The sequence below is a fragment of the Desertihabitans aurantiacus genome, from assembly GCF_003344635.1.
GTDB classification, from domain to species: Bacteria; Actinomycetota; Actinomycetes; order Propionibacteriales; family Propionibacteriaceae; genus Desertihabitans; species Desertihabitans aurantiacus.
This window is the reverse complement of the sequence record NZ_QPKK01000113.1, coordinates 1-11,613: the sequence shown is the minus strand read 5'-3', so window position 1 is coordinate 11,613 and position 11,613 is coordinate 1. Positions and strand designations below refer to the sequence as shown.

The 11,613-nt window shown below is 72.8% G+C and carries 8 protein-coding genes; 6 read left to right on the top strand and 2 right to left on the bottom strand.

The annotated features are described in order from the left end of the window. From DVA66_RS10715 to DVA66_RS10700, 4 genes are all read left to right on the top strand, one after another. A partial coding sequence (locus tag DVA66_RS10715) for a QcrA and Rieske domain-containing protein (RefSeq protein ID WP_198671660.1) occupies positions 1-403 on the top strand: 403 nt, incomplete at its 5' end. A gap of 87 nt (positions 404-490) precedes the next feature. After that, complete coding sequence (rhaI, locus tag DVA66_RS10710) at positions 491-1,657, top strand: L-rhamnose isomerase (RefSeq protein WP_198671659.1); 1,167 nt, start codon at positions 491-493, stop codon at positions 1,655-1,657. A 31-nt stretch (positions 1,658-1,688) separates the two neighbouring features. Beyond that, positions 1,689-3,731, top strand: coding sequence for a bifunctional aldolase/short-chain dehydrogenase (locus DVA66_RS10705; RefSeq protein WP_114560074.1), 2,043 nt, complete (start codon positions 1,689-1,691; stop codon positions 3,729-3,731). After that, entirely contained in the window at positions 3,728-5,182 is a 1,455-nt protein-coding gene (locus DVA66_RS10700) for a rhamnulokinase (protein ID WP_114560073.1), read from the top strand. Before DVA66_RS10705 ends, DVA66_RS10700 begins: the two co-directional genes overlap by 4 nt. On the opposite strand, the gene DVA66_RS10695 is transcribed toward DVA66_RS10700, so the two are convergent. Further along, positions 5,167-6,981, bottom strand: coding sequence for a glycoside hydrolase family 2 protein (locus DVA66_RS10695; protein ID WP_114560072.1), 1,815 nt, complete (start codon positions 6,979-6,981; stop codon positions 5,167-5,169). The genes DVA66_RS10700 and DVA66_RS10695 overlap by 16 nt on opposite strands. 103 nt (positions 6,982-7,084) lie before the next feature. On the opposite strand from DVA66_RS10695, the gene DVA66_RS10690 reads away from it, so the two are divergent. Then, positions 7,085-8,134, top strand: coding sequence for a LacI family DNA-binding transcriptional regulator (locus tag DVA66_RS10690; RefSeq protein ID WP_114560071.1), 1,050 nt, complete (start codon positions 7,085-7,087; stop codon positions 8,132-8,134). Between the two features lie 84 nt (positions 8,135-8,218). Here DVA66_RS10690 and uvrA read toward each other — a convergent pair whose 3' ends face one another. Continuing rightward, positions 8,219-11,296 carry an excinuclease ABC subunit UvrA gene (uvrA, locus tag DVA66_RS10685; RefSeq protein ID WP_114560070.1) on the bottom strand — a complete coding sequence of 1,026 codons (3,078 nt, stop codon included), beginning with the start codon at positions 11,294-11,296 and terminating at the stop codon, positions 8,219-8,221. Positions 11,297-11,367: 71 nt separating this feature from the next. Here uvrA and DVA66_RS10680 point away from each other — a divergent pair. Further along, a partial coding sequence (locus DVA66_RS10680) for a maleylpyruvate isomerase N-terminal domain-containing protein (protein WP_198671658.1) occupies positions 11,368-11,613 on the top strand: 246 nt, incomplete at its 3' end.

Below are 11,613 nucleotides of genomic sequence, written 5' to 3'. Positions count from 1 at the left end.
GCGGACCGACCGCCGGGGCCTGCTCCGCGGCGGCGGCCTCGCCGCCCTCGCCCTCGGCGGCGCGCTGACCGGCTGCACCGGGGCCGGGCAGCCGTCACCCACCGCCTCCGCCGGCGGTCCGCCCGGGGTGGACGCGGCCAGCGTCCCGGTCGGTGGCGGGGTGGTGCTGGAGGACGCCGACTACGTGGTCACCCAGCCGACCGAGGGCGAGTACCGGGCGTTCTCCAAGGTGTGCACCCACCAGGGCTGCGCGGTCAGCGAGGTGGCCGACGGCCAGATCACCTGCTTCTGCCACGGCTCGGTGTTCTCCGGCACCGACGGCTCGGTGCTCCAGGGCCCGGCCGAGCAGCCGCTGCCCGAGACGCCGGTGACCCTCGACGGCACCCGGCTGGTGATCGGCTGACCCCGGGTCGAGACGTCTGGAACCTGGCGACCTTGAATCGTTTCATGCTACCGTCGCCCCGTTCGCACCACCTGTGAGGAGCCACCGTTGCCGTCCTTCCACCAGATCGAACCCACCCTCGCGAGCCAGGCGATCGAGCTGCCCTCCTGGGCGTTCGGGAACTCGGGCACCCGCTTCAAGGTCTTCGGCACCCCGGGCACGCCGCGCACGGTGCAGGAGAAGATCGCCGACGCCGCCACCGTGCACCGCTTCACCGGGCTGGCCCCCACCGTCGCGCTGCACATCCCCTGGGACCGGGTCGACGACTACACCGCGCTGCGCCGCCACGCCGAGGACCACGGCGTCGCCCTGGGCACCATCAACTCCAACACCTTCCAGGACGACATCTACAAGTTCGGCAGCCTGACCCACGTCGACCCGGCCGTCCGGCAGCAGGCCGTCGACCACCACCTGGCCTGCATCGACGTGATGGACGCCACCGGCTCGCGCGACCTCAAGATCTGGCTCGCCGACGGCACCAACTACCCCGGCCAGGGCGACCTGCGCGGTCGCCAGGACCGGCTGGCCGAGAGCCTGGCCACCATCTACGAGCGGCTCGGCCCGGAGCAGCGGCTGGTGCTGGAGTACAAGTTCTTCGAGCCGGCCTTCTACCACACCGACGTCCCCGACTGGGGCACCTCCCTGGTGCAGGTGAGCGCCCTCGGCGACCGCGCGATGGTCTGCCTGGACACCGGCCACCACGCGCCCGGCACCAACATCGAGTTCATCGTCATGCAGCTGCTGCGGGTCGGCCGGCTCGGCTCGTTCGACTTCAACTCCCGCTTCTACGCCGACGACGACCTCATCGTCGGTGCGGCCGACCCCTTCCAGCTGTTCCGGATCCTCGTCGAGGTGATCCGCGGCGGCGCGATGGACCCGGACTCCGGGGTGGCGTTCATGCTCGACCAGTGCCACAACGTCGAGCTGAAGATCCCCGGTCAGATCCGCTCGGTGCTCAACGTGCAGGAGATGACGGCCAAGGCCCTGCTGGTCGACACCGAGGCCCTCGCCGAGGCCCAGGCCGCCGGTGACGTGCTGGGCGCCAACGGCATCCTGATGGACGCCTTCTGGACCGACGTCCGGCCCGAGCTGGCCCGCTGGCGGGAGTCCCGCGGGCTGCCCGCCGACCCGATGCGCGCCTACGCCGAGTCGGGCTACCAGCAGCAGATCGAGGCCGAGCGCGTCGGCGGCCAGCAGGCCGGCTGGGGCGCCTGACCACCCCGACCCACCACCTGACGAGGACACCATGACCAACCCCGTGAGCAGCCTGATCGAGCGGTCGAACCGGCTCGGGTCCGACCCGCGCAACACCAACTACGCCGGCGGCAACACCTCGGCCAAGGGCACCGCCCCCGATCCGGTCACCGGCGCCGACGTCGAGCTGCTGTGGGTGAAGGGCTCCGGCGGCGACCTCGGCACGCTGACCGAGCCGGGCCTGGCCGTCCTCCGGCTGGACCGGCTGCGCGCCCTGGTCGACGTCTACCCCGGTGTGGAGCGCGAGGACGAGATGGTCGCCGCCTTCGACTACTGCCTGCACGGCAGGGGCGGGGCGGCCCCGTCCATCGACACCGCGATGCACGGCCTGGTCGACGCCGCCCACGTCGACCACCTGCACCCCGACGCCGGCATCGCGATCGCCACCGCCGCCGACGGCGAGCAGCTCACCGAGCGCATCTTCGGCGGCCGGGTGGTCTGGGTGCCGTGGCGGCGTCCGGGCTTCCAGCTCGGTCTCGACATCGCCGAGATCAAGCGGGCCCACCCCGAGGCGATCGGCTGCGTCCTCGGCGGGCACGGCATCACCGCCTGGGGCGACACCTCGGAGGAGGCGGAGGCGCACTCGCTGGAGATCATCGCCACCGCCACCGACTACATCGGCCAGCACTCGAAGGCCGAGCCGTTCGGGCCCGAGCTGGACGGCTACGGCGCGCTGCCCGAGACCGAGCGGCACGCCCGCGCCGCCGCGATCGCCCCGCTGATCCGCGGGCTCGCCTCCACCGACCGGCCGATGGTCGGCCACTACACCGACTCCGACGTCGTGCTGGACTTCCTGGCCCGGGCCGAGCACCCGCGGCTGGCCGCGCTGGGGACGTCCTGCCCCGACCACTTCCTGCGCACCAAGGTCAAGCCGATGGTGCTCGACCTGCCCGCCGACGCCCCGCTGGAGCAGGTGCGCGAGCGGCTGCAGCAGCTGCACACCGAGTACCGCGCCGACTACCAGGCCTACTACGACCGGCACGCCGACGCGGACTCCCCCGCCATCCGCGGCGCCGACCCGCTGATCGTGCTGGTGCCCGGCGTGGGCATGTTCAGCTACGGCAAGGACAAGCAGACCGCGCGGGTGGCCGGTGAGTTCTACGTCAACGCCATCAACGTCATGCGCGGCGCGGAGGGGCTGTCGACCTACACCCCGATCGAGGAGTCGGAGAAGTTCCGGATCGAGTACTGGGCGCTGGAGGAGGCCAAGCTGCAGCGGATGCCGAAGCCGAAGCCGCTGGCCACCCGGGTCGCCCTCGTCACCGGCGCCGCCTCCGGCATCGGCAAGGCCATCGCCACCCGGCTCGCGGCCGAGGGCGCCTGCGTCGTCGTCGCCGACCTCTCCCTGGAGAAGGCCGAGGCGGCCGCCGCCGAGATCGCCGGCTCCAAGGGCGCCGACGTCGCGGTCGGGGTGGCGGTCGACGTCTCCGACGAGGACGCCGTGCAGGCCGCGGTGGACGCCGCCGTGCTCGCCTTCGGCGGCGTCGACCTGGTGGTCAACAACGCCGGGCTGTCGCTGTCCAAGCCGCTGCTGGAGACCACCGCCGCCGACTGGGACCTCCAGCACGACGTGATGGCCAAGGGCTCCTTCCTGGTCTCCAAGGCCACCGCCCGGGTCCTCATCGACCAGCAGATGGGCGGTGACATCCTCTACATCTCCTCGAAGAACTCCGTCTTCGCCGGCCCGAACAACATCGCCTACTCCGCGACCAAGGCCGACCAGGCCCACCAGGTGCGGCTGCTGGCCGCCGAGCTCGGCGAGCACGGGGTGCGGGTCAACGGGATCAACCCCGACGGTGTCGTCCGCGGCTCGGGCATCTTCGCCTCCGGCTGGGGTGCCAACCGGGCCAAGACCTACGGCATCGAGGAGCAGGACCTGGGCAAGTTCTACGCCCAGCGCACCATCCTCAAGCGCGAGGTGCTGCCCGAGCACGTGGCCAACGCCGCGTTCGCGCTGTGCACCTCGGACTTCTCCCACACCACCGGTCTGCACGTGCCCGTCGACGCCGGGGTGGCCGCGGCGTTCCTGCGATGAGCAGCACGGCGAGGCCCGCGGGCTCCGTCGGGACGGTGCTCGCGGTCGACCTGGGCGCCACCAGCGGACGGGTCGTCGCCTCCACGGTCGGGCCGGACCGGCTCGACCTGGAGGTGCTGCACCGCTTCCCCAACGAGGCGGTGCCGACCCCCGAGGGGCTGCGGACCGACCTGCTCGCGCTCTACCGCGGCGTGCTCACCGGGCTGGAGGTCGCCGGGCGGCGCGGGCTGGAGCCGCTGAGCATCGGGGTCGACTCCTGGGCCGTCGACTACGGGCTGCTGCGCCGCGGACGGCTGCTCGCCCAGCCGGTGCACTACCGCGACGAGCGCACCTCAGCGGCGGTGGACGCGGTGCACGAGCGGGTGCCGTTCGCCGAGCTGTACCGGCAGAACGGGCTGCAGTTCCTGCCCTTCACCACCCTCTACCAGCTGGTCGCCGAGCAGAGCGACGGTCTGCTCGACGTCGCCGACCAGGTGCTGCTGCTGCCCGACCTGCTGGCCTGCTGGCTGGGTGCCGAGCCGCGTGCGGAGCTGACCGACGCCTCCACCACCGGGCTGCTGACCCTGGACGCCGACCCGGTCTGGAACATCGCCCTGGCCGAGCGGCTCGGGCTCGACCCGGCCGTGCTGCCGCCGCTGGTGGCGCCCGGCGCCGTGACCGGCACGCTGTCGGCCGCGCTGGCCGGACGCACCGGGCTGCCCGCCAGCACGCAGGTCGTGGCGGTCGGCTCCCACGACACCGCCTCGGCCGTGGTCGGGGTGCCGATGGAGGAGCAGGACGCCGCCTACATCTCCTGCGGCACCTGGGGGCTGGTCGGGCTCGAGCTGGACCGCCCGGTGGTCAGCGACGAGGCCCGCGAGGCCGGGTTCACCAACGAGCTGGGCGTGGACGGGCGGATCCGGTTCCTGCACAACGTGATGGGGCTGTGGGTGCTCTCCCAGACCGTCCGGGAGTGGGAGGCCGACGGCGCGACCGTCGACCTGCCCGAGCTGCTGCGGGCCGCCGCCGGCACCGATGTCCCGGCCCTGTTCGACGTCGACGACCCGGTCTTCCTCGCCCCCGGGCCGATGACCCCGCGGATCACCCGCTGGCTCACCGAGCACGACCGGCCGGTGCCGTCGGGGACCGCCGCCTGGGTGGCGACGGTCGTGGCCAGCCTGGCCCAGGCGATGGCCGACGCCGTCGCCACCGCGGGCCGGCTCGCCGACCGCCGGGTCGGGGTGGTGCACCTGGTCGGTGGCGGCGCGCTCAACGACCTGCTGGCCCGCGGCATCGCCGACCGGTCGGGGCTGCCGGTGCTGGCCGGTCCGGTGGAGGCCACCGCGCTGGGCAACGTGCTGGTGCAGGCGCGGGCGGCCGGACTGGTGCCGGACACCCTGGAGGGGATGCGTGCGCTGGTCCGGCGCACGCACCCCCCGCGTCGGGTCGAACCGGGTCAGCGCCCCTCGTAGGCCGCCCGGCGGATCTGGATCTCCCGCACCCGCTTGATGTCGAACTTCGGCCGGCGGTCGAAGTCGTAGACGCCGTTCTGCTCCTGGAAGGTGTCGGTCAGCTGCGTGTAGCAGTAGCCGAACATGTTGGCGTCGTCGAGCAGGACGTCCACCAGCCCGGCGAACCGCGTGTAGAACTCCTCCACGTCGGCGACGCGCTGGCCGTAGCCCCACGACTCGGTGCGGTTCTCCCCCGAGGCGGCCGCGGCCTCGGCGTTCCACCAGATGCCGCCGAACTCGCTGACGAAGTACGGCTGGCCGGCGTAGGCCTGGGAGATGGCGTCCCCGTCGTGCTCGTTGGTGTAGGCCTCGCCCCGGTCCAGCCCGCCCACCTGCTCGGCGAAGGCGGCCGGGTCCTGCTCGTAGTTGTGGCTGTCCCAGACGTCGGTCTCCAGCACCCGGTGGGAGTAGCCGGAGGCGTCCAGCACCGGACGGGACGGGTCGGCCAGCTTGGTGGCCAGGAACATCGCCCGGGTGACGTCGTCGAGCTGGGTGATCCGGTCGTGCAGCGGCTGCCAGGTCTCGTTCAGCGGGCACCAGCCGATGATCGCCGGGTGGTTGTGGTCGCGCTCGAGCGCCTCCAGCCACTGGGTGACGAAGCTCGCGGTGGGCTGCTGGTGGTCCTCGCGCGGACCGTGGCCGCCGGCGCCCCAGTCGGCGAACTCGCCCCAGACCAGGTAGCCCATCCGGTCGGCGTGGTGCAGGAAGCGCTCCTCGAACACCTTCTGGTGCAGCCGGGCGCCGTTGAAGCCGGCCTCCATCGAGAGCCGGATGTCGTCGACCAGCGCCTGGTCGCTGGGGGCGGTGAGCAGCCCGTCGGGCCACCAGCCCTGGTCGAGCACCAGCCGCTGGAAGACGTGCTCGCCGTTGATGCGGACGGCGTTGCCGTCCACGGCCACCGAACGCAGGCCGGCGTAGCTGCGGACCCGGTCCAGCTCCTGGCCGTCGGCGCCGACCAGGGTCAGCTCGAGGTCGTACAGGTGCGGGTCGGTGGTCGACCAGGGCCGACGGCGGTCCTCGGGCACCACCAGCTGCAGGGACGGCGCGAGGTCGAGATCGGCGGCCACCTCGGCGCGGGCGACCTCGCCGTCGGCGTCGGACAGCACCGCCAGCACGCGGGTGCCCGGGGTGTTGCGGGACAGCGGCAGCACCAGGTCGAAGCGGGAGGACGCCAGCTGCGGGGTGATCCGCGGGCGGCGCAGGTGGGTGGCGGCGACCGGCTCCAGCCAGACCGTCTGCCAGATCCCGGTGACCCGGGTGTAGTGGCAGCTGCGGTTGTGGAAGGCCACCGACTGCTTGCCGCGGGCCTGCGGGCCGTCCTTGGGGTCGCGGGCGCGGACCACGAGGGTGATGCTGCGGCCGGCGACCTGGCCCAGCCGGGCGGTGATCGGGGTCTGGCCGCCGCGGTGACGCACGACCTCGACGTCGTCGACCCAGACGGTGGTGTCCTGGTCGACCGCGCCCAGGTGCAGCAGCACCTCCGAGCCGGCCCACTCCGCGGGCACGTCCACCACCCGGCGGTACCAGACGGCGGTGAGGAAGTCGGTGTTGCCGATCCCCGACAGCTCGGACTCCGGGGCGAACGGCACGGTGATCCGGTCGGTCAGCGGGCGGGTGCGCAGCCCTCGCTCCAGACCGGAGTCGCCGGAGTCGACCTCGAACTCCCACTCGCCGTTGAGGCAGAGCCAGCGGTCGCGGACCATCTGCGGTCGGGGGTACTCGGGGCGGGGCAGGTCAGCACGGGTCTGGGCCTGGGTCATCGTCGATCCTCTCCGACGTCGGCAGGACGCACCCGGGGCGGCGCGGCCGCGGACAAAGTTACTGCGCTGAAATCGGCGCTGTAAAGCAGGCTAGGGTGACCCCGTGAGCACGACCGGTGGCAGCGGGGAGCCGTCCCGCGCGACCCTCCAGGACGTCGCCGCGCGGGCCGGGGTGTCGGCCAAGACGGTGTCCAACGTGGTCAACGGGCACCCCCACGTGCGCCCGCAGACGCGGGAGCGGGTGCTGCAGGCGATGGGCGAGCTGCACTACCGGGTCAACCTGTCGGCCCGGCACCTCGCCCGCGGGCGCACGGGCATCGTGGCGCTGGCGGTGCCGTGGCTGTCCAACCCCTACTTCGCCGAGCTCGCCCACCACGTCATCCGCGCCGCCCGGCGGGAGGCCGAACGCGGCGAGTCGGTCACGGTGCTGATCGACGAGACGCACTCCGACCTGGAGCGGGAGCGCCAGCTGGTGGCCGGGGTCGGTCCGCAGCTGCTGGACGGCGTCATCATCAACCCGCAGGGCCTGACCCGGGCCGACCTGGAGGCGCTGACCCCGATGGGCCCGCTGGTGCTGCTCGGCGAGCGGATCTTCGACGGCCCGGTCGACCACGTGGCCGCCGACAACGTGGCCGCCGCCCGGGAGCTGACCGAGCACCTGCTGGCGCGGGGCCGGCGGCGGATCGCCCTGGTCGGCTTCGGCAGCCAGCGCGCCGGCACCGCCCAGCTGCGCCGCGACGGCATCAGCCAGGCGCTGGAGGACGCCGGGCTCGCCCTCGACCCGACGCTGCAGCTGCCGGTCGAGGGTCTCGAGCGCGAGCACGGGATGACGGCGGCACGCCGGCTGATGGCGCGGCCCGACCCGCCGGACGCCGTCGTCTGCTTCAACGACGTGGTGGCGGTCGGGATGCTCAAGGCGTTCTCCCTCGACGGCACCGGGGTCGGCGCGGGTGGAGCGGTGTCGGTCGCCGGCTTCGACAACATCCCCGAGAGCGCCTACACCGTACCGGCGCTGACCACCGTCGACTGGCGCACCGAGGAGCTGGCCGAGACCGCGCTGGAGGTGCTGCTGGACCGGATCCAGAGCCGACGCACGCTGCGTCCGCGCGAGATCACCACCCCGCACCGGCTGGTGGTCCGCGACAGCAGCTGACCAGCGCGGGCCGCCTGGACGACCCTCAGGCGGTGCTGCCGTCGCCCCGGAGCTGCTGCCCTCGACGCGCTCGCGCCGAGCGCCTCAGGCCGCGGTGCCGCGGGCGGTGCGTCCGCGGCCGGCGGTCTTCCGCGTGGTGCTCTTGGCGGCGGCGCCCGTGCGCGCGGGCGCCTTCTGCGTGGACGCGCGGCCCGTGGTGGTGCCCTTGCCCTTCTGGCCGGCCGTCTTCTTGGCGGCGGTCTTCCTCGCGGGCGCCGGCTCGGCCACCGGCTCCTCCACCAGTGCCTCGCGGACCGGCACCTCCCGACCGGCGAGGATCTCCTTGAGGAACGACCCGGTGTGCGAGGCCGGGCAGGCGGCCACCTGCTCCGGCGTCCCCTCGACCACCACCTGGCCACCGCGCGACCCGCCCTCGGGACCCATGTCGATCAGCCAGTCGGCGGTCTTGATGACGTCGAGGTTGTGCTCGATCACCACGACCGAGTTGCCGCCGTCGACCAGCCGTCCGAGCACCCCGAGCAGGCGCCGGATGTCCTCGAAGTGCAGACCGGTGGTCGGCTCGTCGAGGACGTACAGCGTGCGCCCGGTGGAGCGGCGCTGCAGCTCGCTGGCCAGCTTGACCCGCTGCGCCTCACCGCCGGACAGCGTCGGCGCGGGCTGACCGAGCCGGACGTAGCCGAGGCCGACGTCGACCAGCGTGCTCAGGTGGCGGGCGATCGACTGGATCGGGGCGAAGAACTCCAGCGCCTCCGAGATCGGCATGTCGAGGACCTCGGCGATGGTCTTGCCCTTGTAGTGCACCTCCAGCGTCTCGCGGTTGTAGCGGGCCCCGTGGCACACCTCGCACGGCACGTAGACGTCGGGCAGGAAGTTCATCTCGATCTTGATGGTGCCGTCGCCGGCGCAGTTCTCGCAGCGGCCGCCCTTGATGTTGAAGGAGAACCGGCCCTGCTGGTAGCCGCGGACCTTGGCCTCGGGGGTGTCGGCGAACAGCTTGCGGATGTTGTCGAACACGCCGGTGTAGGTGGCCGGGTTGGACCGCGGGGTGCGCCCGATCGGCGACTGGTCGACGTGGATGACCTTGTCGATGTGCTCGGCCCCGGTCAGCGCCCGGTGCCGGCCCGGGACCTCCTTGGCGTTGTAGATCCGCTTGGCCAGCGCGGTGTAGAGGATCGAGTTGACGAGGGTCGACTTGCCCGAGCCGGACACCCCGGTGACGGTGACCAGCTGGCCCAGCGGGAAGGAGACGGTGACGTCACGCAGGTTGTTCTCGGTCGCCTGGTGCACGGTGATGGCGCGCCCGGTACGCGGGCGACGCTCGGCCGGCAGCGCGATCTCGCGACGGCCGGACAGGTAGGCCCCGGTCAGCGACTCCTCGCTGGCGTAGAGCTCGTCCACGGTGCCCGAGACCACCACGTTGCCGCCGTGCTCCCCCGCACCCGGACCGATGTCGACCGCCCAGTCCGAGGCCCGGATGGTGTCCTCGTCGTGCTCGACCACGATCAGCGTGTTGCCGAGATCGCGCAGCCGGATCAGGGTGTCGATCAGCCGCCGGTTGTCGCGCTGGTGCAGCCCGATGCTGGGCTCGTCGAGGACGTAGAGCACGCCCACCAGGCCCGAGCCGATCTGCGTGGCCAGCCGGATCCGCTGCGCCTCGCCGCCGGAGAGGCTGCCGGCGGGGCGGGACAGGCTGAGGTAGTCCAGCCCGACGTCGAGCAGGAAGCGCAGCCGCTCCTGGATCTCCTTGAGCACCCGCTCGGCGATCTGGCGCTCGCGGGCGTTGAGCTCGAGCGAGCCGAGGAAGGTCGAGGCCTCCTCGATGGACATGTCGCTGACCTCGGCGATGTTCTTGCCGCCGACGGTGACGGCCAGCGAGGCGGGCTTCAGGCGGGCCCCCTTGCAGCTGCTGCAGGGCACCTCGCGCATGTAGCCGGCGAACCGCTCCCGGGAGGAGTCGGTCTCGGCCTCGGCGTGCCGGCGCTTCACGTAGGGGATGACGCCCTCGTAGCTGGCGCTGTAGCGGCGCTCGCGGCCGTAGCGGTTGCGGTAGCTGACCAGCACCGGGTCGCCGACGCCGAGCAGCAGGATCTGCACGGCGTGCTTGGGCAGCTCGCGCCAGGGCGTGCTGGTGTCGAAGCCCTCGGCGGCGGCCAGCGACTCGATCAGCCGCTGGAAGTAGTCGGCCACGTGCGCGCCCTGCCACGGGGCGATCGCGCCCTCGGCGATGCTCAGCTCGTCGTTGGGCACCACCAGCTCGGGGTCGACCTCCATCCGGGTGCCGATGCCGGAGCACTCCGGGCAGGCGCCCCAGGGGGCGTTGAAGGAGAACTGCCGCGGCTCCAGCTCGTCGATGGCGATGTCGTGCTCGTTCGGGCAGGCCATCTTCTCGGAGAACCGGCGCTCGCGCTCCGGGTCGTCGGCGGGCAGGTCGACGAAGTCGACCGAGACCACGCCCGAGGCCAGCCCGAGGGCCGTCTCCACCGAGTCGGTCAGCCGCTGCTTGGCGCTGGGCTTGACCGCCAGCCGGTCGACGATGACCTCGATGGTGTGCTTCTGCTGCTTGTTCAGCGTCGGCGGGTCGGTGAGCTGGTGCACCTGGCCGTCGACCCGGGCCCGGGAGAAGCCCTGGGTGGCGAGCTGGCGGAAGAGGTCGACGTACTCGCCCTTGCGGCCACGGACCACCGGCGCCAGCACCTGGAAGCGGGTGCCCTCCGGCAGGGCCATCAGCCGGTCGACGATCTGCTGGGGGGACTGCCGGGCGATCGGCTCGCCGCAGACCGGGCAGTGCGGGCGTCCGGCGCGGGCCCACAGCAGCCGCAGGTAGTCGTAGACCTCGGTGATGGTGCCCACCGTCGAGCGCGGGTTGCGCGAGGTGGACTTCTGGTCGATGGAGACGGCCGGGGAGAGCCCCTCGATGAAGTCGACGTCCGGCTTGTCCATCTGGCCGAGGAACTGCCGCGCGTAGGCCGACAGCGACTCGACGTAGCGGCGCTGGCCCTCGGCGAAGATGGTGTCGAAGGCCAGGCTCGACTTGCCGGACCCGGACAGGCCGGTGAACACGATCATGGCGTCGCGGGGCAGGTCGAGCGAGACGTTGCGGAGGTTGTGCTCGCGGGCACCCCGGACGACGAGGCGGTCACTGGCGACGAGACGGTCATTCACTCGAGCCACTCTATGTGCCCCCTCCGACAGTTCCTGCTGCTGCGGTCGGCACCCCTCACTAGGGTGCTGCCGTGAGCACCGCCCGGACCCCCGCCGACGTCGCCGAGCTGCGCCAGCTGCAGGCCAGGGCCACCCGCCGGCTGCTCGCTGAGACCGAGCGGTTCTCCGAGGAGGACTGGCGCGCCCCGACCGCCCTGCCCGGCTGGACCCGCGCGCACCTGGCCAGCCACCTGGCCCGGCACGCCGAGGCGCTGGCCGCGTTCGTCCGCGGCCACCTCGCCGGCCGGCCCGCGCCGCTCTACCCCTCCCGCGAGGCC

Bases quoted from the DNA above. Each gene is read 5' to 3' on its own strand.
- DVA66_RS10705 (WP_114560074.1), top strand. From the start codon at position 1,689: ATGACCAACCCCGTGAGCAGCCTGATCGAGCGGTCGAACCGGCTCGGG.
- DVA66_RS10695 (WP_114560072.1), bottom strand. From the start codon at position 6,981: ATGACCCAGGCCCAGACCCGTGCTGACCTGCCCCGCCCCGAGTACCCC.
- DVA66_RS10700 (WP_114560073.1), top strand. From the start codon at position 3,728: ATGAGCAGCACGGCGAGGCCCGCGGGCTCCGTCGGGACGGTGCTCGCG.